Below are 21,727 nucleotides of genomic sequence, written 5' to 3'. Positions count from 1 at the left end.
GACGATCGGCGTGACCTGCGTCGAAGATTTTCGTGACAGTGCGATGCGGAGCTTCGGAATCACATCGTCGCAGATTCCGGCGTGGCAGAACCCGTTCGCTGCGTCGGCTCACGAGAGCACCAAGGGCTGGGCTTCCGAGTTCGGGCTGATCCGCGGGACGGATCAATTCCGCGCGTTCGACGACTTGGCGTACACAGCGCTTTTCGCACGCGGCTGCCCACAGGCTGCGCAGGAGGACCTCGCGCTGTTCTCGCAGTGGTTCGCGGTCTTGTTCTTCCTCGACGACCAGCAGGACATCGCCGTGTTCACCGGCCGATCCCAGGCGTTCGCCACGCTCCAGGACAGGCTTGGTGACATCCTGCTCCGCCGCGGCGGGGGGCCGGTTCCGAACGGCACAGGCCTGCCCGCCGCAGTGGCCGACCTGTGCCGGCGTACGCGGCCAGTCGTGTCGGACAAGTGGTGGAACCGGTTCACCACGCACGCCGAAATGGTCTTCGCGGCGCAGCGCGATGAGAACAGGCACCGCCTGGAAGGCACGGTCCCCTCGGTCGAGGAGTTCCTCGCCATCCGCCGCGAGGCCAGCACCGTCGAGATCTGCTTCGACCTCATCGAAGCGTGCGGGCGCGGCGAGGTTCCCAACGCTGTCCGGTACAGCGTGGCCGGCCGTGACTACGTCGCCGCTCTCAACGACTTCACGACGTGGACCAACGACCTCTTCGGAGTCGAGCGCGATGCCGCCAACGCCGATCCGAACAACTACGTCCTGGTCCGCCAGCACGTCGACGGGTGCGACCGCGGGCACGCCATCAGCACGGTGACCGAGGACATCCGCCGGCTTTTCGGAACACTGCCGGACCTCAGACTCCGCGTCGAGGAGACCGCACTGAGCGTGGGATGCGACGAGGCAGCACGAAAAGAGATCGCCCGCGTTCTCGACGGATGGTACGCGTGGTCGGTGCACGTGCCGCTGTCCTACCTGGCAGAAGACAGCCGCTTGGTGAAGATGGAAGAGGTCCCGCAAGGCAAGCCACCCACTTTCACCGAGGACGTGCTGCCCGACCGGCCCGCGGGGTGACTCGATCCGGTGGTGTCCGCCGTGCTCGAGCGGTGGTTCCGCACACTCCCCCACCACATCGAGTGGACACGGGCAGCCGGTGCCCCAGACCGCACCGGAACTCCTCTTCCCGTCCGGGCTCGGTGATCCCCACCGAGCCCGGTTCGCGATCCCCGACCGTCTGGACGAGGCGTGCCAGGTCGGCCGGGTGATCGATCGTCCGGGTGTCGCACCGCGGTGACCTCAGTGGTGGCTGATCACTTGTTCAGCGAAGTTCCCTCGGCCTGCACCAGTTCGATCGCGACACCGTCGGGGTCGCTGAAGAAGACGATCTTGGTCGTGCCGAGGCCCGGCACCTCGATCGTGGCCGGCGCTGAGTGGAACTCCACGCCCTTGGCCCTCAGCTCCTCGTAACAGGCGTCGATGTCTTCGACGTTCAGCGACAGGGTGAAGATGCCGCCCACGTCCAACGGCCGACGCTTCCCGTCGTAGGGCGCGACGTCAGGCGAGTGGACCTGAACGAGTTCGATCATGCCGAGGGCATCCTTGCGCAGCATCACGTTGTGCACCTGCACGCCAGGAGTTTGGAGTGCGACCTCCATGCCTGAACCGTCGAGGCGCAGGTCCATGACGACCTCCCAACCGAGGAGGTCGCGGTAGAAGGCCACCGAACGCTCCATGTCGGACACGCGGATCGCGACGTGGTCCACGCCGCTCATCATCGCCATCTTGATCTCCAAGTTCACGGCGCATCCGCTGACGCACTGCGTCAGAAGGGCCGAAGATGTCCGGGCAAACAACGAAAAAACTGAACTGACCGCATGCGGTGTCATGTTGGTAGAGCAACCATCATGGATCAGAGGGGCGGCATCCGGTCACGCGTGCGATCCGTCTGATCTCGGACCGCTTCGCCGGTCGCCGACAGGAGTGTCACGAGACCGGTCTTCTCAGCCACGGCCACGAAGGCACGGACAGCACGTGGTCCGAACCGCCAGAACGGCCTTGTCCGGTGGTCGCCGCAGCACCGGAACGTCGAGCCGCTCCTTCTCACGGCGTCTGCGCACTCCGGCCTTCTACGTGAGACCCAGTGTCCACGCAGAACACTCCGCGCTTGACGCCGCACGGAACCGCGACCACGACCACGCCGAACCGGTGGCACCAGTTCGGCGTGGTCGTGGCAGGACGGGACGCACCGGCCGAAGCAGTCCTCCCGGCAGATCGGACAACGGCGGGCGGCAACCGCCAGGACGGCACAGCCACCGAACGATCCGCGGCGAGGACCACGGCGCGCGGGGTCACTCGACGAGCTTGTCGCCGAGCACCTCCCGCAAGAACGCGATGCTGCGCTCGGCCTCGTCCACCTTGCCGCACTCGACGCTGAGGAAGATCTCCCGGTCCAGCGGGTCGAGGATCTCGAAGATCCGCTCCCAGTCGACCATGCCCTCGCCCAGCGCGCAGCCCACCGGCGTGCCCGTCACGAGCCCGCGCTCGGCGTCACTGTGCTGCTTGCTGATGTCCTTGGCGTGGATGTGGATGACACGGTCCTTGACCCGGTCCAAGCCCTCGTAGAGGTCCTCCAGGCCGGCCAGGTAGAAGTTGCCGGTGTCGAAGTTGATGTTGATCCACGGCGACGGCACCAGGTCCGCGATGGCCAGCAGACCCTTCGAGGTGCAGCTGAACGTGCCGTGCGGCTCGATGCAGACGTTCACCTCGTGCCGCTCAGCCACGAAACTGGCCTTCGTCAACGTGTACCGCATCATCTGCCAGGCGAAGTCGTCGTCCATCCACTCCGGCTTGATCATGTCATCGGTGTTCACGAACTTCGCGCCGCACGCGTCCGCGAACACGATCGCGCGGGTGAGGCGCGGCACCGCCGCCTCCGGCTTCATCAACGGGCTGTGCCCGCTGATGCTGGACACCTTGACGCCCGCGCGGTCGCAGATCTCCTTCATCAGCAACGGGTCCTCCTCCATCGAGAAGGAGTGGAAGAAGTCGACCTCGCTGAGCAGGTCCCAACCGGTGTGCACCATCGGCTCGACGTACCGGTAACCCAGTTCGGCGGCCTTGTGCACACCCCACTGGAATCCCTGTGCGGCGTCCTTGATGTACTCCATGTTGAGCGTGGCGCGGTATTCAGACATTGGTTGACGTCCTTTCTGCGAGCGCAGCGTCCTCGTTTTCCGCGAGCGTCCAGCGCTGCTGCATCGACGCGAGCGTTTCGTCGAGGCTGTACTTCGGTTCCCATTCGGGGTAGTGCTGCCGGAACTTCCGGGTGTCGGTGATCCACCACTTCGCGTCGGCGAACCGGTGCTGCGGCTCGTACTTCACAGCCAGCTCGCGGCCGGTCATCTGCTCGATGCGGCTGATCGCCTCCAGCACCGAGCAGCTGCGTTCTCTCCCGCCTCCTGCGTGGTAAACCTCGCCGGGCCGGGGGTTGCGGTAGAAGTGCAGGAACATTTCGGCCAGGTCGCGCGCGTCCAGGTTGTCCCGGACCTGTTTCCCGTGATGACCGATGATCGTGTAAGGGGTTCCCCGCACGGCCGACCGCGTCAGGTGCGACAGGAAGCCGTGCAGCGCGACGCCCGCGTGCCGAGGCCCGGTGAGGCAGCTGCAGCGGAAGATCCCGACCTTCATCCCGAGCCGCCGGCCGTACTCCTGCGCCGCGATGTCCGCGGCGAGCTTCGACACCCCGAAGAAGGTGTGGTCGGTCTGGTCCACGTTCATCGACTCGTCGATGCCGTGCTCCCGGTAGGGGTGCCCGGGATCGACCTCCCACCTCGTGCCGGTCTCGACCAGCGGAAGGTCGTTGGGGGCCGATCCGTAGACCTTGTTGGTGGAGGTGATGACGACAACCGCGTCGGAGCAGTACTGCCGCACCGCCTCCAGCACGTTCAGCGTGCCCTGCGCGTTGATCGCGAAATCGGTCAGGGTGTAGTCGGTCGCCCATTCGTGACTGGGCTGGCCAGCGGTGTGCACGACGAGCTTCACGTCCGAGCCGTACTCGCTCAGCACTGCGGCGACTGCCGCATGGTCGCGGATGTCCACGACGTGATGGCGGTAATTGGCGAGTCGCTCGACCTCGGCGAGGTTGCCCGTCACCGCGGCGTCGGCGCCGAAGAGCCTCTGCCTCATTCCGTTGTCCATACCGATGACCAGGTCGAAATGCCGCGAGAACAGGTCGACGGCCTCACTGCCGACCAGCCCCGCCGAACCGGTTACCACAACGACGTTCACTCATTCCTCCAGCGGTTCCGCCTCAAACGATGCTGGGTACCGCAGTGAATCGTCCCCAGCGCACGCGAACACGATTTAGCAGTTTTCGGATGGCAGTGGAGTTGCCAGCGAACCCGACGTAGCGGTTATGTGAGCAAATTCTTCCGCTTGACGGGGAGAAAGCTAAATCGCGGCATTAGGCAGTGGCAACGTCACGTTCCAACATGCAGGATGGCCGGTGAACCCCGGAATCGGGTCCCGGCTCGCCGGTCTCTGCTCACGGTACGAGCGGGTCGACAAGAGCGAAACCATCCAAACGACCGCATGCGCCTCCGCGCATTGGTCCCGGCGTGAAACGCCCAACCGGAGGAGCGTGGACGCGAACAGGCGTCGAAGAGGCGGAACCCGATGGGGTACGTACAGGCCGGGGCCGATCGTGCGGTGGGACGGGTCCGTCCCCCGTCACACGAGATGTCGCTTCAACCGCCGGCGGTCAGGTCGTCACCGAACGACAGAGCAATCGCCGGCAAGAAGCGGTCGTCGTCCCGCGCGGAAGAGGAGAACCAGCCCGCTCACCGCCATGGTCAGGCAGACCGCGTAAGAGGTGCGGTAACCGAAGTGTTGTGCAAGCCCCAGCAACGGCCCGGACAGCATGCTGCTCACCTTCACCGCGTTGGTGTACAAGGTCGCCGCGTATCCCGGCCGATCCGGCACCAGGTCCTGGAAGTAGGAGATGCCGACGCCACCCACAGCAGAGATCATCACGGCGTTCATGAGCTGGGCCGCGGCGAACTGCCAGACGGATCCCGCGCACAGCGCCACGCCGTAGTACGCGATGCCCGACACGACGCCCAGGCGGATCAGGAGACCAGGGCCGACACGCATCGCCAGCGCACCGAGGCCGAGCATCAACGGGATCTCCAGCGCCGCGCAGAGGCTGAGCATCAGCCCGGCGGTCCTGGTCGTCTCCCCCAGTTCCACGGTTACGAACAAGGGCAGCGTCAGCAGGTCCAGCGAGTTCGCCGCGTGGAGCAGAACGAACGCCGTCATCACGGACAGGATTCGAGCGCGAGGGGCAGGCCGGGCAAGATCCTCGGCCGGGCGGATGACCGGCAACCTGGGCAACCACAGGAAACTCACCCCGGCGCTGAGCGCACACGCCACCGCCGTCACGACGTACAGCCCCGTGAACCCGCTGACGTCGATGAGCAGTACGCCCAGCGGCGCACCGATGATCCACGTCAGCGAGAACAGCGTCCTCAACGCGCTCATGACCAGCGGTGCCCGTGCCGAACCACCCAGCATCTGGCCGGCACAGGCGAACACCTGTGGAACCTGCGTCGAGGCGACCGTGGTGAACGTCAGCGCCACCGCGAGCAGCAGCCAGTAGTCGCGGAGCACCGCGAACAAGGCGAAGCCGGCAGCGCCTGACAGACCACCGATGACAAGCACGATCCGCCGCACAGCGCGCCTGTCCGACCAACGGCCCACCCATGTCCCCACCAGCAGCATGGCTCCGTGCGTCGTGAACAAGAACATGCCCACCGCCACCGGTTCCGAACCGAGTTCGGAGATCAGGAACAGCGACAGGAAGGGGGTCGCGAGGGCACTGCCGATCCCGATGAGCGCGGCGATCGACGCCAGCGGCATCAGCGGCCCGCCGGCGCGCTTGCTCCTAGCGGCGGGCTCCGCTGCGATCTGCGTCAGCATGTGCCGTCCTCTCGTGGTCCTCGCCGGGTCAATGCCGCGGAGCCGGTGTCCCGTGTTCCGTCTTCTCCCACCCGAACGGCGAGCGGATCAGCTGCCACAGGCCGCGCCACGCGGCAACGGCCAGGAGGAACCAGTAGATCGGCAGCAACAACGCGGCCGGCCCCAGCTTGACCAGCCCACGCCGCTTCCCCGCGTAGTGCTGCACGCCTGCATACAACGCCAGGACAGCAAGCGTCGTCACGGTCAGCGGCATCGGCAAAGCGACACCCAGCAGGCTCAGCGCACCCACGACCGAGAGCGCCATGAACGACGCCGGGATCCCGAACACGAGGCCCAGCAGCAACACGATCCCGCGGGTGCCGAATCGCTGCCAGGCATCACGCGGCTCGCGCATGTGCACCAACGTGGTCATGTAATGACCCTTCATCCACCGGGTGCGCTGCCGGATCCAGGGCCACGGCCGCTCCACTGCCTCTTCCCACGTCGTCGAGTCGGTCATCTCGATCCGGTAGCCGAGCGCCGAGCAGCGCATGCCCAGATCGGCGTCCTCGGTGACGTTCCACGCGTCCCACCCGCCGACCTCGCGCAGCAGGTCGACGCGGAAGTGGTTACTCGTGCCCCCCAGGGGAATCGGCAGTCGCAAGGCGGCCAAGCCGTGCAGGAGCAGCTCGAACCGCAGGGCGTAGTCGAGCGCGAACTGCCGGGTCAACAGGTTGCGGTGAGCGTTGTAGAAGTTCAGGCGTGCCTGCACGCAGGCGAGTCCGTCGTCGGAGTTCGCGAACCGCGCCGCCACCTTGCGCAACTGGTCCGGCTCCGGTCGATCTTCGGCGTCGAAGATCACCAGCAGGTCGCCGCGGGCGACCATCAAGCCGAGGTTGCACGTTCGCGGTTTGGTCTGCGGTACTCCCGGTGGGGCGTCGACCACTCGGACGAAGGAGGGCGGCTCGATGTCCAGCACCGCCTGTTTCGTCGCGGCGTCACCGGTTTCGACGAGGACGAGCACCTCGAGCCGGTCGGGCGGGTAGTTCATCGCGCAGATGGAGCGGATCGTGTCACCGATGACGGACGCCTCGTGGTACGCGGGCACGAGCACCGTGTAGAACGGCAACTGGTCGTCGGGCAGTTCCGGGTCGGCCCCGTGCACCGTGCTGCGGGCTGCGCCCCAAAGGGACAGCGCAATCTTCAGCACGAACAGCGCGGTGCCGAGGACCGCCAGGACGATCGCCACCGCATGTGCAGCGAACACGAGGCTCGTCACGAGTACGCTCAAGGTGAGCACGCCCGCGAAACGCTGCCAGGGCAGGATCCCGTGGCGTGCCGCGAACTTCGGATGGTTTCGTGTGAAGTCGTTGGCCATCCGGTCAGCCAGCTCCTCCGACCGGATGTGCGTGATTTCCGTCGTTTCCTGAGACATGACAAGGACAGTAGGGCCGAGCGGCATCGGCATTGCCCTACGCTGTGCTCGGGAACCATGCGGTGTACCCGAACGTGCAGTACGCGTTCTTCAGCCGAATGCCTCGCGACCTGGTCCACGCCGTCCACTTTGGTCAAGGAATCGGCGGACAGCACCAGTTTTCGTGAGCGCAAGTACATGCCGGTTCACCGCAGGAAGTGCGCGAACGGTCCAGATGAAGTGCATCTCCAGGCCGAACCACGCGGCCGGAAGCGGTGCGGATGTCAGCATTCGTGCATTGATCGAAAGTGCTGGATCTCCACACCCGTCCGGCTATCCGCGACCCAGTGCTGTCTTCCCCGAGGGGACTTCATGACTCCGGCCCCACACCTCAACACCCTGCTCTCGACTGACGTGTTGACACCCGCCACACTCGAACGTGCGGCGTCCCCCTTGACCATCACGATGTCGGACGACACCTCACAGGCGGTGCTGGCGGGCTGGACGTTCATGACCTCGTGCCTTGAAGAAAAACGGCCGGTGTACGGGTCGACCACCGGGTTCGGCCCGCTGGTCGTGCACAACGGCCGCGATGATCCCGAAGACCAGTGCGACAACGTGTTGCAGCACCTCACCGTGGGCCAGGGCCAGGACCTACCGCTCGACGTGGTGCGTGCCACCGTGCTGGTGCGCGTGTGGTCGTTGGCCCGCGGCCTGTCCGGCGTGTCGCCGATGACGTTGGCCGCGTTGCGGGACATGCTGGCAACGTCGTTCACACCGGCGGTGCCGGCGATGGGTTCGGTGGGGGCGAGCGGCGACCTGGTTCCGCTGGCACACGTGGTGCAGAGTCTGCGCGGCATTGGTTGCGCGTACTGGGACGGTGTGCGCATGCCTGCCCGCGAGGCCTTGGCGCAAGCCGGGCTGGAACCGTTGCGCGTCGGGGGGCGTGACGCGCTTTCACTGGTCAACGGAACATCGGTGACGACGGCAGCGGCAGGCCTCGCGGTCGCGTCGATGCGCCGCTCCCACGAAGTCGCCCTCGCGCTCAGCGCGCTGCTCACCGATCTGCTCGGGGCCGCGCCCGCCTTCCTGAACCCCTCGCTGCTGCGAGCGTTCGGACATCCGGAGACGGCACAGGCCGGAGAACGGCTCTCGTTCTGGCTGGACGGAACAGCACCGTCAGGCACCCGTGCGTTGCAGGAGCCGTACAGCGTGCGGTGCACGCCTCAGCTACTGGGTGCGGCACAGTCGGCCGTCGACTGGGCCGACCAGGTGGTGCGCCGTGACCTCGGTGGCGTGAGCGACAACCCGTTGTTCTTCCCGGAACAGGGCGAAGTCGCGCATGGTGGCAACTTCTTCGGGCAGCCGTCGGCGTTCGCCTCCGACGTGCTCTCCCTGGCCGCCACCCAAACCGGCAATCTCGCCGAACGACAGATCGACCTCATGGTGGATCCGCACCGCAACGCCGGGCTCCCCGCCATGCTGGCAGCCCGTGGCGGTGAACAGCATGCGGTACAGGGCCTCCAGGTGCTGGCCACCTCTCTGGTGGCGGCGATGCGCCGCGCCTGCACGCCCGCGAGCGTGCAGAGCATCCCGACGAACCTGCACAACCAGGACGTGGTGCCGTTCGGCACGCAGGCCGCGCTGACCGCGCTCGAGCAAACCCGCTCGCTGCGGTTGCTCCACGGGTGCCTCGGCGTGGTGCTGCGTCAGGCCGCCCACCTGAGGCCGGGTGGCGCGACGGCGCCGCCCTGTGCCGAGCTGGTCGACGTGCTCGCCGAGGCAGTCGCCCCGATCGAGCCCGACCGGCCCCTAGACGAGGACATCCGTGCCGCTGCCGCCGCGCTCGACAGTCACGTCGTGGAACGGTTTCCAGAGGTGGCGAGGTGACCGTCGCGCAGGAGTTCACCGCTTCTCAGACGTCGGCTGCTGACGCGGTCACGACAGCAGGACAGTTGCCGCCACTGCGGCTTCCGCTGCCCACCGCCGCGTTCGCACGATGTGACCGGCGGGAGTCCGGCTGTCAGAAGCGGGCAGGAGAAGCAGCGTCCGCGCCACCCCAGGACGAGAGCGCGCTTGCTTGGTACCGCTGGCTGGCCGGACACCACCTGGCGGTGGGCGTGTGGCGCCTGCAGCTCGACCACCTTGCGGTGCTGCTGGAACCGCACTGCTCTCCTTCAGCCGCGGTTGCGGCGATGCGGAGCATCGCCGTGCTCTACGACAGCTACTCGGCCTTGCTGCTCTACTCGGGCAGCTGCGCGCCGGAAGCGTATTCCGCCGTGATCCGGTCCAGGATGAAGGCCCGTCACGCTGCCTTCAGCGGCACCTGGGCCAGGGAATACGAGCGGATCTCCCTGTTGCTCGCCGAACTCGGTCGGGGTACCGACGACCGGCTCAAGAACGCGATGCGGTTCAACCGGCTCGTGCACATGTCCGTCGGCAGGAGACTCGTCCCGAACGGCAAGTCGCTCCTGCGGGAATCAGGTGGTGTTCCGGGCACGACCACCGACGCGGACCGCGACCGGTTCGACGAGTTCTTCCTCATCAGCAGGGAGGCCGTCTGCCGCCACGTTCTCGCAGCCGTGCTGGTCGACCGAGTGACCCTGGTCCTCGACGACATCGCGAGGGTCCCCTTGGACATCGAGTACGACAACGATGCGGTTCGCCGCTTCCAAACCGACGTCCCGTCGCACCTGGCGACGCTGGTGGGGGCGGTGGGCACGTGGAAGGTGCTGTGATGATATCGAAGCCCAGTCCTGTCAAGAACGTCGTGATCACCGACGAGGTGGCGCGATACGTGCTGGACCAGCTGCCCCCGATGCCGGCCGCTCACGCGGATCTCGTCGAACGGACTCGCGCGCTGGGCGGTGCGAGCGAAATGCAGGTCGGACCAGACCAGGCCGCGTTGCTCACCATGCTGACCAGGCTGGTGAGCGCGAGGACCGTGGTGGAGGTTGGAACGTTCACCGGGTACTCGACTCTCGCGTTCGCAGCCGGGCTGAGCCCAGGTGGACAAGTGATCACCTGTGACGTGTCGGACGAGTGGACCGCCATCGCCGAGGACGCCTGGTCTGCGGCCGGCGTCGCGGACCGCATCCGGCTCGAACTGGGCCCCGCGGCCGACACGCTGCGCAGCCTGCCCGCCAAGCCGTTCATCGACCTCGCCTTCCTGGACGCGGACAAGGGCGGATACCTCGAGTACTGGGAGCTCCTCGTCCCCCGCCTGCGTCCCGGAGGACTCCTGCTGGCGGACAACGTGCTCTACGCGGGCGAGGCGGCGTCGCCACACGCGACCGGGAACGCCCGATCGATCCGCGAGTTCAACGCCCGCGTCCTCGCAGACGACCGGGTCGACTCGCTGTTGCTGCCCGTTGCGGACGGGCTGACGATCGCGCGCAAGAAGGAGACACAGCCATGAAAGCAGCGATTCTGCGTGCTCCCGGTGTCATCGGCGTCGACGAGGTGCCGGACGCCGCGGTGCGACTACCGACGGACGCGGTCGTCCGCGTGGTCGCGGCGGCCATCTGCGGCACCGACCTGCGAGGGTTCGCAGGGATGCCGGGGCCGGTGCAAGGGCCTCGGTGCGGGCATGAGTTCGTCGGCGTGGTCGAGGAGATCGGCGCCGACGTGCGGTCGTTGGTGCCGGGCGACTTCGTGGTGTCACCATTCCAGTTCTCGGACGGCACGTGTGTCGCCTGCGTGCGCGGAGCCTTCAACTCCTGCCGGTCCGGCGGCATGTTCGGGGTCGACGGTGACGGTGGACAGGCCGAGGCGGTGAGAGTGCCGTTCGCGGACAGCACGCTCGTACCCGTGCCGTTGAGCCCCGGTGACGAACGCGTGCCTGCCTTGCTGGCGCTGGCGGATGTGATGCCGACCGGTGCGCACGCTGTCCGTTCCGCGAACCTGCCGGCGAACGCCACCGTGGCGGTGATCGGGGACGGTGCCGTCGGCCTCTGCGCGGTCCTCGCGGCGAGCAGAGCCGGCGCCGAACGGGTGTTCCTCTTCGGCCGTCATCCATCACGGTTGCGGACAGGTGTGGCGTTCGGCGCCACCGATCTGATCACGGCGCGAGGCACCGAAGGTGAGGCCGAGTTGCTGGAGGCGACCCTAGGTGCGGGAGCGGACCTGGTGGTCGACGCGGTCGGCGAGCAATCCGCACTGGACACCGCCATGGCCGTCTGCGCGGACCAGGGCGTGCTCACGTTGGCCGGAGGCCCCCACGGCGGACTCGACCTCTTCTCCTGCTTCCTGCGCGGTATCACCGTGGGCGGCGGCCTTACGCCGGTCCGCGCGTACCTGAGCGCGCTCGTCGACGACGTTCTCGCTGGAACTCTCGATCCTTCACCAGTGTTCGACCAGACGGTGCCACTCGACGACATCGCCGCGGGCTACGAAGCGATGCGCGACCGCAGGGCGACGAAAACGCTGGTCCGCGTGTGAGAGGAAGTGATCGTGTCGTGTCCGAGCCGACTTCCGTGACCGGTGCTGGAGAGGAAGGCCTCGCGCGCTTCGTGTTCACCGGCTGCCAACCGGTTTGCGGCAAGCCTGCTCTCGTGGACCTGTCACGACCAGGTGCCGCGCGGAGGTGGAGCCGCTCGGAGTTGATCGCGTCGGTGGCAAGCCTGGCCGAAGGCTTGCGGTCCTCCGGTCTGGCCGCGGGCGACGTGGTCGCGATCCTGGTCACCAACAGCGCCGAGTTCGTGATCGCCTACCACGGCGTTCTGGCTGCCGGTGGTGTCGTTCTCGTGCTCGACCCTCGTGCGGGAGAACAGGAGTGGAACTCCGACCTCGCACAGTGCCCGGCCGTGGCGATCATCGTTGAGTCCGAGCTGGGATACCGGCCACCACCGCCGGTTCCCACCGTCGTGCGCATTGGCGGTGTGGCTCTGGATGATGAGATTCCGTGGAGCCGTTTCACGCCACCGGACCGCAGCGGTCGAACCGACCTGCTCCCTATCGCCGGCGGTGCCCGGCCTGCGGTGCTCATGTCTTCGAGTGGTACACAGGGGCGTCCCAAGAAGATCGTGGTGACGCACCACAACCTCGCCGCGGGTCTCGTCCAGATCGAGCAGGTGCACCGGCTGAGCCCTTCGGACACCGTGACGAGCGCGGGCCCGCTGCGTCACATCTACGGCATGCAGATGGCCATGAACGCGGCGCTGCGGGCAGGAGCCAGCCTCGTCATCGGTCCCACGAGGTTCGACAGGGAAGCGTTCCTTGAACTCTTGGCAGAACATGAGGTCACCGTCGCCTACGTCGTGCCGAGCGTGCTTGCCGAGGTCGCGGCACTGGAACCACCCAGCTCACACGCGTTGCGTCTCGTCGTCTCCGGAGGAGCGCCGCTGCCCACCGCTGTCGCAGTCAAGTGCGAGGAAGCTCTGCACGTGCCGGTCGTCCAAGGCTTCGGCATGACCGAAGCAGGCTGCGTGTCGTTCACCCCGGACGAGGGTGAGCGCTCCGTCGGCGCCGTCGGCGTCGTGCTTCCCGGGACTGACGCCCGCTTCGTCGACCCGGCATCCGGGTCCGACGCACCGCAAGGACAGCCTGGCGAACTGTGGTTGCGCGGGCCGCAGATCACGCCCGGCTACCTGGAGGGCGGCAGGATCACAGGTGTTCATGATGACGACGGGTGGTTCCGCACGGGTGACCTCGCCGTGCTCGGACAAGGCGGTCAGCTCCACATCACCGGCAGGATCAAGTCCCTGATCAAGTACAAGGGACACCAGGTCTCTCCGGCCGAGCTGGAGGACGTGCTGATGTCACACCCAGGGGTGCATGACGCCTTCGTGGCGGGCCAGCCGGACTCGGCGGCAGGTGAGCTGCCGAAGGCCTACGTGGTGACCGACCGCGCCACCTCCCTGGAGGACGTCAGGGCACACGTCGCCGCGCACGTGCCAAGTCACAAGCGGGTCAGGGTGCTCGAGCGCGTTCGTGAGATCCCGCGCTCGAACACGGGCAAATCCGTGCGACCGCCGGCGCTGCGCGTGTTCGTGACCGGTGGAGGGCGTGGCCTCGGCCGGGAGTTCTCGAGGAGCGTGGTCGCGGCCGGCGGAAGCGTGCTGGCCGTCGGCCGCGACCACGCCGCGCTCGCCTCCACGGCCGCAGCGGTCGCGGATCTGCCGGGGCAGTTCCAGTTCCGCCTTGCGGACCTGAGGAACGCGGCGGCGGTCGAGACGGCCGTGCGGACCGGGGAACAGGTTTTGGGCGGCATCGACGTGCTCGTCAACAACGCCGGTATCGCGGGTCCCCTTGGCCCTGCGTGGCAAGTGGACGCGGAAAAATGGCGTGCGGTGTTCGACATCAACCTGATCGCCGCGCATCAGGCGATCCACTCGGCTCTGCCCGCGATGACCGAGCGGGGCTTCGGCAGACTGATCAACATCGTCAGCCGTGCCGGCCTGGTCGGCTGGCCGGGAGCGAGCGCCTACGCGGTGTCCAAAGCTGCGCTCATCGCACTCACCGCCAACCTCTACGGGGAGTTGCGCGAAACCGGCGTCAGTGTGATCGCGTTCGATCCCGGGCTCGTGGACATCGGCATCACCAGAGCGCATCTCGACCGCGGACGTGTCGGTGACCCATTTAGCGACCGCGTGCTCGATTTCGCGTTGCGGAAACGCGAGAACGGCGGCTTCACGCCGCTCGTCGACGCTGTCGCCGCGTTCTCCTCGGTGGTGATGGGTGGAGCCGACCAGCACTCAGGTGAGTACGTCACCGTCACCGACGTTCTCGGCGCGTGTTGACACAGGCCAGCCGTGTCCCCTCCACCTCTGCGATGGTCTCCGGCCTCGGGCGGATGCGATCGGTGCAAGTCCGGTCCCTGTCCTGCGAAGGAGGTGTGGCCGGCGGTGAACGAGCTTCGGAGATCAGCACTCACAGCCGCACTCCTCGGGAGCCCAGCCAGCTGACAGGGTCGACCTTCCTCGAACCGCCCGCCCACACCTCGAAGTGGAGGTGCGGACCAGTGGACTGCCCGCGGTTCCCCATCGTGGCGATTTGACGTCCCGCTCGCACCTCATGCCCCACCGGCACAAGGATCCGGTCGACGTGCCCGTAAACGGTGACCGTGCCGTCACCGTGCCGGACACGGATCCACAGCCCGAAACCGCTGGCTGGCCCGGCCTCCACCACTACACCGTCCGCCACGGAAACCACCGGTGTGCCGAGGGTGTTCGCAATGTCCACACCGAGGTGTGTCGTGCCCCAGCGTGCTCCGAAACCGGAGCTGAACCTGCCATCGGCGGGCCTGACCACCTTGGGACGGCGTGCTTCCTCAGCCGTTGCCAGCGCGGCAGCGCGTGCGTTCTCTTGTTCTTCCTCTGCTGCTCTCCGACGCAAGTCCTGCAGGTGACGCGCATGATTGGCGATCGCCAGTTGCAACGACGCGTGCAGGCTCCGCTGCGCCAACGAAAGCTCACGGTGCAGAAGCCGTGATGTCGTGTCGACGAAGTCCGCGTTCATGGCAACCGTGCCGGCATCCACCGGCCCCAGTCCGGGAGCCGTCTGGAGTGGGGTCCAGAGGGGAACCACCGTGATCATCATCGACATCGCGTGAAGTCTGAACCTTGCTGGTGAACCACGCACACCGGTCTCCTCGTCGAAAGTTCCGGACAGGGCGAGGAACGAGCCGAGATCGCGTCGACGTCACCAGGACACACCTGGCGGCCCTGCACAGTCGTCCACAGGGCCGTTCGCTCAACGCAGACACGCGGTTGTGACCGGACTCGGTACAGCGGTATCCGGATCTGGGACCTTTCGCGCAGGTGGTGGTGCCCTCGGTCGCGGATGCCGGGTTGCCAGCGCCGCACCGACGATCAAGATCTTCCGCGTCGCGAACCGGCTACACGGGGCGCTGATCGATGAGCCGGACGGTCTTCCCGCTGCGGGGGTTCACCTCCAGCGCCGGCACCCACTCCACGGCGAGTGGAGCCACGGTTCCGTACGAGATCTGGAGCTCGAGCCGCGGGCTGAGCACGTTGACCTCCTCCCGGACCGCCTCGACGTCCTGCACCTCACCGGCGATCCGCAGCACCAGCTGATCGCGCGCCTCCGCCCGGCGGATCACGACCTGCACGCCGTTGTGCACGATCCCGGCTCGATCGACGGCGGCCCGCAAGTGGTCGAGGTGCACCGTGACGGGACCGATTCGCGCGCCCTCGTCCGCGCGGCCGAGCAGCCGGAACGTCCCGTCCTCCACGTCGACCCACTCGGCCAGGTCACCCACCGGGTAGCGGATCATCGGTTGCAAGCGCCGTGCCAGATCCGTCTGCAGCAGACGTCCGGGTCTCGCGGGCGACGTGATCACCTCGCCGGTCTCGACATCGACGATCTCCAGCACGGACCTGTCCGCAAAAGAGCGGAACACCCGCGTGTCGGCGGAGCCGAGCACCGCCGTGCCGATGATCCCTCCGTCCACGCTGCCGTAGACGAATGAGTGGAACTCGGCGTGCGGGAACGCCTCGGACAGCAACGCGCGCTGGTCGTCGTACAACGCCTCACCGCTGAACAGGATCAGCCGGACCAGCGGTAGCGACCCCGCCGACGAGACGACGTGAGAAGCCAGCCGGCACAACGTCGTCGGGAAGCCCGCGACGACGGTGGCGTCGAAGTCCTGCATGGTGGTCAGCGTGAACTCGACGTGAGCGCCGCCGGTGATCGGCAGCTGCACCAGGTCGATGGGCGAGCGTTGCAGGGCGTTCAGGGCGAAGATGAAGCTGGAGTACAGCTCGCCGGCCGCGAACAGGTTCGCGATCCGGTCACCGTGCCGCAATCCGGCCGCGGGCAGCGTCTCCGCGTACGAGTGGCACATCGCCTCCCATTCCTCGTTGGTGTAGAAGGAGACGCGTGGAGCCTTGGTGGTACCGCCGGTTTTGAAGATCAGGCCGTCGGTGTGCGCTCGGGTCAGCACCCGGTTGTCGCGCACGGTGTTCGCCGCCCAGAACGCGGCCTGGTCGACCACCGGCAGGCCGGACAGGGGTGTTGACGAGTCGATGCCGTCGTACAGCTCCCTGTAGAACGGAGAGTGTGTTCGGGCGTGGTAGACGAGTTCGAGTGCGGACACCGTTCACCCGTCCCTGCTGCTGCGCTGATCGACGACCGCGATCAACTTGCCGCTGTTCCTGGTCCGCAGGAAGGCGGCCTGCGGAACGCTCTCCACCCGCATCGTCAGCAGCTTGTCGTGCTCGACCGCCTCCGCGACTTCGGCATAACGAGAAAGCAGCGTGTTGCGGGCAGCGGCGGCTTCCGGTGAACGCCCGCGCTCCATCCGCACGACCAGCTCTTCGCCGGAAGCGTCCTCGTTCAACTCGATCTGCAGCGCACCGGCGTAGCTGTGCTCGTCCTCCAGGATCGCGAGGAACCGCCGGTAGTTCAGCGCCTGCGCGGCAGCCCGGAAGACGTCACCGGTACGTCCCAGCAGCTCGAACCTCGGCGTTCGACGGCCGCACGGGCAGTCACCGAGGACCCAGCGGCCGAGGTCGCCGATCTCATAGCGCTCCAGCCGTTGACCACGCCGCGTGTGCGTGGTGAAGACCAGTCTGCCCGGCTCGGACCCGCGGACGGACCGGTCCGTCTCGGGATCGAGGATCTCCAGCGTGTGCAGGGCGGTGAACAGGTGGTGCACCTTGCCGGAGGACGCCTGGCACTGGTATCCGACCGGGCCCGCGTCAACGGTCGCGTACGCCGCCGAGCGGATGATCTCGACGCCGAACTCGTCCCGCAGTCGCGCGGTGGCCCGCGCACCGAAGTGTTCGCCCGCGTAGAAGATCTTGCGAATTCCGCCGTACTCCTTGAGCATCGGACCGTGTTCGGCGAAGAGCCGTTGCACGAACGACGGCGCGGTCAGCAGTGTGTCGACGCGGTTGTCCACAACGGCCTGGGCGATCGCGTCGAGCTGGCTCCACTCTCCTCCCATCGGGAACTGCACGGCGTTCATCCGCTCCAGCGCGCAGAAGAAGCTGACAAAGCTCGCATACATGTGCCCGTTGAAGAACAGGTTCATGATCCGGTCATGCCGCGGGTCGAGTCCGGTTGCGAGCAACGCCTCGGCGCCCACCCACATCTGCTCGTCCCAGTCCGCCCAGGTGTAAGCGGACAGTTTGGGCGCGCCGGAGCTGCCGCCGCTGCGGAAGTAGACGTCCGCCGGGCGGTCCTGCAACGTCTCGAAGTCGGACTTCGCGGTCACCGGCACCTCAGGAACGGGGAGCTGCCGCGATTCGGTCAGGTCGTCCAAAGACGCGTCCGAGGCGAACCTCTCGTCGAGCTGCACGGAAACCCGGTTGCTGTAGCGCTGCAACGCGTAGACGCCGTCATGCGGCTCACCGCTGTAGCCGCCGAGCATCAAGCCCGGCGTGGTGATCCGCTGTACGCCGGCGGACACGAACGAGCGCGCCAGCGAAGCGACATCGGGCCGGTCCGCCGCGAGACCGGCGGTCTGCAGGTAACGCCGCATCGGCCGCAGAACGGAGATGATGTTCCTGCGTGGCAGCGGTTTCACCCACACCGTCCGGTACAGCGGCGAGGTGCGCGGCGCGGACCGCACGTCCGCCAGGACGCGCCAGTGCGCGCCGGTGTGCACCTTCGTCAGCTCGAGGTGTTCCTCCAGTTGCGCGACAACGACGGTGCTCGTGATTTCCGCCCACTCAGCCTGCGACGGCTCACGGGTCGGCCGGCCGCTCAGCTCCAGCACGTTCGCGAACCGCTCGGCGAACGCGAAGACCTGCGCCGGGTCCTCGGTGTCGAGGTAGACCACCTGCGGGCTGGAGCACGCCTGCTGCTCCAGCCTGCACACGTCCTCCGCCAGCGCGTGCAAAGTGCCCGGATCGAACAACCAGTCACCGGTCAGGTAGGCGAACGACAGCTTCGGGCCCCAGTCGACCACCCGTGTGCCGGGCCGAACGAGCCTGGTCACGCCGGTGATTGCTTCCTCGCCACCCCAGACCGCGACGGCGTCGGCCGCGCCGAGCACACGTGACATCCAGTCGGTACGCGAGGACGGGAAGTGCAGCACGACGAGCCGTGCGGCGATCTGTCCGGTCTCGTCGTGCGAAGCCAGCTCGGCGAGCACCTCGGCGGTGAACCCCGAGTCGTCCGACGCGACCTTGATGACGTTGAGGTTGCCGGAAAGCAGGCCTTCGACAGCGCTCAGAACGCCCGCGGCCGGTGCGTTGCCCGCTGTCACGTGAGCGAGCAAGCCGACCGGCACCCAAGCCTCGTAGGCGGGCGTGCGGAAGTCGAAGCGGGCCATTCGCGCCGGGTCGAGGGCGCCGAGCTCCCGCTTGAGCTTGCGTTCCAACGCATCGCGGCTCAACGCGTACCGCAGGGCGTTCAGCGTCGCGGCGGTCTCCGTCTCGTCGAGGCCCCAGGCGACCAGTGACGCGTGGTGCTCGTCCAGGTTCAGCTTCTCGGTGGCGGCCAGCACCACGAGCGGGTTCAACCGCGGGCCGGTGATCACCTCCTGCGTGCGGTCGCCCAGCGAGTCCAGCCGCAGCGCGGCAGCCTCGTCGTCGACCCATTCACCCTGCCAGAAGTGCCTCATGCCTTGGCCTCCAGGAGCTCTGCGGCGGCGATCGCGCAGGAACGGTTGCGGGAGACACCGGCGCGGCCGAGGATCTCGAACCACGGGGTCTCGTTGCCACAGCCGCACTTCTCAGGTGCGTGCAGTGCGGCGAGGTCGCCCATCAACACGCTCTGCGCGGGCGCGGAGGTGATGTACGGTGACACGAATTGGATGTACCCGGGCTCGCCATATGACAACGGTTTGAGCGTCCGGACGTCACGGATCAAAGCACGCGACCAGGTCGGCACGTGCAGGTTGTGCTCTGCGCACTCGACGTACGGCACCGAGTGCTCGACCGAGCCGTAGCTGTCGCGGATCCGCACGTCCGGGATGCCGAGCATCCGAGTGACCTTCGAGCGCAACTCGGCCTTCGAGATCTGCTTGTCCGCATTGCTCTTCCAACCGCCGCCGAACCACACCATCGAACGCTCGTTCAACCGCAACGGCCCGACGCCCATGGCTCGCATGCGGTCGATGGTGAAGCTCAGGAACGCCGGGAACCCGAAGATCCGCGCCGGTTGCCGGCTGTCCGCGAACCGTTGCAGGGCACGGATGCTGCCGAATGCGTCGAACTCATGACCGGTACCGGTGTGCGCGAGGCCGTAGTCCACGGACAGCACCGGCGCGAAGTCGGTCATGAACTGACCGGTGAACGAACTTCCCAGTTTCGTCGACGGGGTCGGCTGGTTGAGGTTGATCAGGTAGTGCACCGGCTCGGTGTCGTCGATGAAACCGTTGTGGTCGTAGATCCGCGCGACCATCCGCCGACCCGCGCGCAAGGTCCAGGCGTCCCAGAACATCTGCGACTTCTGCCCGGTCGTCCCGGACGACGTGGCGTGCACGACGACCTCGTCACGCGGCACCGACAGCACCTCGTGCGCCTTGAAGAAATCGGCGTGCACGAACGGCTGATCGGTGATGTCGTCGATCGGCTTGCCGTTCCACAAGCTGCGGAAGAACTCGTTGTGCCGGGCGTGCCAGCGGTTCGACTCGTTCATCGCCTCCAGGAACAAGGCCTCGTCGCTGTGGTCGTACGGCGCCGCGATGTCGCACAGCGCCTGAACAGCGCCAAGCGAGGGATCCGGCACTGTTGCCGGCCCGAGGTGGGGGCTCATGCTCGGAAAACTCCATTGGTGTTGAGGAACTTCCGCGTCCACAGCTCGACGTACTGCTCGGTGAAGGGCCGGAACGCCTCGTCGATCCTGAGTCCGCGGAAGTCGGGCGGCTGTGGCGTGTGCACCATGACCACGTAGTCGTGGTAGACCTCGCCGTCCTTGCGCATCGCCGGGTACAACGCCACCGGAAGAAACCCGAACGCCAGCAACGCGGTCAGCTCGTCGAACTCGTGCAACGGCACCAGCGTCTCGACGTGCGGCGCGCCCAGCCGCGCCAGCGTGTCGATCACACCGCCGAGGTGTGGGAGGAGCACGTCAGGGCTCGGAGTGGCGCCGAAGATCGTGCAGTAGCCGTCGTGGCGGTTGAGGTGGCCGTAGATCTGGTACTGGCCCTGCTCGTCGGCCAGCAGCACGTTCGGCTTGTGCAACGGGTAGAACCGGCGTGCCGGGTCGTTGACGGTGTGCTCGAAGTGCCGCTGCACGAACAGCGGTGCCTCGACGACCTCGATGCGCGACGGCTCGGCAGCCGGGAGGTAGGTGTCCTCCACGAACTCCGGCAGTGTGGGCTGGTCAATCGTCGCGTACGCAGCCGTGACGAGCTTTTCGAGGCTCTTCGGCACCTTGTGCACCTCAGCGCGTCGCCGCAGGACGCCATCCCGGTGTTTCGCCAGCAACGTCATGGTCTCGCGCTTGGCGTGCATGAACAGGTTCGGCACAAGCCCCAGTGGGTGGAATCCGTTGCGGAGGCACACCCGCTGCGGTGCGAGGTGAACCGTCCGCGCCGTGCCGTAGACGGAATCCACTTCACCACTCGCGAGCATCAGGCCGGTGATCTGCCCGACCGCACAGTGGGCGATACCGCTGCCCTGGGCATCCGGATCGACGACCAGCCCGGCGATCTTGCCGAGCCGGTCTCGAGCTTCCACGCGCCCGGTGATCGAGGCCACGACTCGGCCCCGGTCGTGCCACACCAGCCACGTGGTGCCCGTGGCCTCTATCTCCGCCGCCATCACGTCCGGATCGGTGCCCATCGCGATGGGGTAGCTCGCCCCGTGCGCCCGTCGGTAGAGCCTGAGCAGGTCGTCGATGTCGTCGAGTCGAGCCGGCTCGAACTCGGGTGCCACTCCAGTGCCTCCTTGGAACTGCGGAGCCCGATTCGGGCGCGCGAAACCGACCGGCTTCGGAGCGTGTTGGCACTCCGGTCCGGCTTGCTGTCAATGCGAGGGGTGATTGATCGCAATCCAGGCTACTGGCTGCCACCTCTGCTGTTCGGACGCGCGAAACGAGCTGAGCAGCGCGTTTGGTTCCGCAGGGGCGAGCGGGGTCACACGAATTGTTAAATCCACCTCAAGCGGCTTCAACTGGAGAAGCTCCTTGAAAACACTGGTCGCCACTCCGTGTTCGACGTGCCGGCGACATGGTTTCGGCAGGGCACCCGACATGCGCTCCATCCCGAAATCTTCTACCTCAAGCTCACATCTTTGGCGTGCGGGCTTTCTCCGAGACCCCACCTTGCACAAGGCAGATCTGCTCGGGTGCCGGCCACCGCAACGACGTCACCGGCCGATCTCGTCGACCGACGGCGTTGGGCAATCTGCCAACAGCAGGCCAGTCACCCGCACCTCGCCAGGTCCGCACCGACTGCGGCCCCGACCACCACAAGAGTGATCAACCAGCCGTTCCAATCG

16 protein-coding genes are annotated in these 21,727 nt (G+C 67.0%); 6 read left to right on the top strand and 10 right to left on the bottom strand.

Going from position 1 to position 21,727, the window contains the following annotated elements; translation table 11 throughout:
- Positions 1-10: 10 nt before the first annotated feature.
- Positions 11-1,075, top strand: a complete 1,065-nt coding sequence (locus tag V1227_RS06365) for a terpene synthase family protein (RefSeq protein ID WP_329791538.1) — start codon at positions 11-13, stop codon at positions 1,073-1,075.
- Positions 1,076-1,311: 236 nt separating this feature from the next.
- Here V1227_RS06365 and V1227_RS06360 read toward each other — a convergent pair whose 3' ends face one another.
- From V1227_RS06360 to V1227_RS06340, 5 genes are all read right to left on the bottom strand, one after another.
- Positions 1,312-1,887 carry a VOC family protein gene (locus tag V1227_RS06360; protein ID WP_329791537.1) on the bottom strand — a complete coding sequence of 192 codons (576 nt, stop codon included), beginning with the start codon at positions 1,885-1,887 and terminating at the stop codon, positions 1,312-1,314.
- Positions 1,888-2,349: 462 nt separating this feature from the next.
- A complete protein-coding gene (locus V1227_RS06355; RefSeq protein WP_329791536.1) occupies positions 2,350-3,195 on the bottom strand; it encodes a sugar phosphate isomerase/epimerase family protein in 846 nt (281 codons plus the stop codon).
- On the bottom strand, positions 3,188-4,288 hold the full coding sequence (locus V1227_RS06350) for an NAD-dependent epimerase/dehydratase family protein (protein ID WP_329791535.1): 1,101 nt from the start codon (positions 4,286-4,288) through the stop codon (positions 3,188-3,190). The genes V1227_RS06355 and V1227_RS06350 overlap by 8 nt, the downstream gene beginning before the upstream one ends.
- Before the next feature lie 480 nt (positions 4,289-4,768).
- Positions 4,769-5,977, bottom strand: coding sequence for a sugar efflux transporter (locus V1227_RS06345; RefSeq protein ID WP_329791534.1), 1,209 nt, complete (start codon positions 5,975-5,977; stop codon positions 4,769-4,771).
- Between the two features lie 28 nt (positions 5,978-6,005).
- Complete coding sequence (locus V1227_RS06340; RefSeq protein WP_329791533.1) at positions 6,006-7,424, bottom strand: glycosyltransferase; 1,419 nt, start codon at positions 7,422-7,424, stop codon at positions 6,006-6,008.
- Between the two features lie 318 nt (positions 7,425-7,742).
- On the opposite strand from V1227_RS06340, the gene V1227_RS06335 reads away from it, so the two are divergent.
- Genes V1227_RS06335 through V1227_RS06315 form a run of 5 tightly spaced genes read left to right on the top strand, consistent with a single transcriptional unit; the run spans position 7,743 to position 14,110 of the window.
- Complete coding sequence (locus V1227_RS06335) at positions 7,743-9,260, top strand: HAL/PAL/TAL family ammonia-lyase (RefSeq protein WP_329793965.1); 1,518 nt, start codon at positions 7,743-7,745, stop codon at positions 9,258-9,260.
- Entirely contained in the window at positions 9,257-10,108 is an 852-nt protein-coding gene (locus V1227_RS06330) for an L-tyrosine 3-hydroxylase (RefSeq protein ID WP_329791532.1), read from the top strand. Before V1227_RS06335 ends, V1227_RS06330 begins: the two co-directional genes overlap by 4 nt.
- Positions 10,108-10,788, top strand: coding sequence for an O-methyltransferase (locus V1227_RS06325; RefSeq protein WP_329791531.1), 681 nt, complete (start codon positions 10,108-10,110; stop codon positions 10,786-10,788). Before V1227_RS06330 ends, V1227_RS06325 begins: the two co-directional genes overlap by 1 nt.
- Positions 10,785-11,810, top strand: a complete 1,026-nt coding sequence (locus V1227_RS06320; RefSeq protein ID WP_329791530.1) for an alcohol dehydrogenase catalytic domain-containing protein — start codon at positions 10,785-10,787, stop codon at positions 11,808-11,810. Before V1227_RS06325 ends, V1227_RS06320 begins: the two co-directional genes overlap by 4 nt.
- Before the next feature lie 17 nt (positions 11,811-11,827).
- Positions 11,828-14,110 (top strand): SDR family NAD(P)-dependent oxidoreductase, encoded by a 2,283-nt coding sequence (locus tag V1227_RS06315; protein WP_329791529.1) that lies wholly within the window; start codon positions 11,828-11,830, stop codon positions 14,108-14,110.
- Positions 14,111-14,240: 130 nt separating this feature from the next.
- Here V1227_RS06315 and V1227_RS06310 read toward each other — a convergent pair whose 3' ends face one another.
- The 5 genes from V1227_RS06310 to V1227_RS06290 form a co-directional block, all read right to left on the bottom strand.
- Positions 14,241-14,915, bottom strand: coding sequence for a M23 family metallopeptidase (locus V1227_RS06310; RefSeq protein ID WP_329791528.1), 675 nt, complete (start codon positions 14,913-14,915; stop codon positions 14,241-14,243).
- A 292-nt stretch (positions 14,916-15,207) separates the two neighbouring features.
- Entirely contained in the window at positions 15,208-16,428 is a 1,221-nt protein-coding gene (locus V1227_RS06305) for a phenylacetate--CoA ligase family protein (protein WP_329791527.1), read from the bottom strand.
- A 3-nt stretch (positions 16,429-16,431) separates the two neighbouring features.
- The gene (locus tag V1227_RS06300) at positions 16,432-18,903 is read right to left on the bottom strand and encodes an acyl-CoA reductase (RefSeq protein ID WP_329791526.1); all 2,472 of its coding nucleotides are present in this window, start codon (positions 18,901-18,903) and stop codon (positions 16,432-16,434) included.
- A complete protein-coding gene (locus tag V1227_RS06295) occupies positions 18,900-20,039 on the bottom strand; it encodes a LuxE/PaaK family acyltransferase (RefSeq protein WP_329791524.1) in 1,140 nt (379 codons plus the stop codon). The genes V1227_RS06300 and V1227_RS06295 overlap by 4 nt, the downstream gene beginning before the upstream one ends.
- On the bottom strand, positions 20,036-21,163 hold the full coding sequence (locus V1227_RS06290; protein WP_329791523.1) for a GNAT family N-acetyltransferase: 1,128 nt from the start codon (positions 21,161-21,163) through the stop codon (positions 20,036-20,038). Before V1227_RS06290 ends, V1227_RS06295 begins: the two co-directional genes overlap by 4 nt.
- Positions 21,164-21,727 lie beyond the last annotated feature (564 nt).

Source organism: Lentzea sp. DG1S-22 (assembly GCF_036321065.1).
Lineage (GTDB): Bacteria > Actinomycetota > Actinomycetes > Mycobacteriales > Pseudonocardiaceae > Lentzea > Lentzea jiangxiensis.
This window is presented reverse-complemented; position numbering and strand designations above follow the sequence as displayed.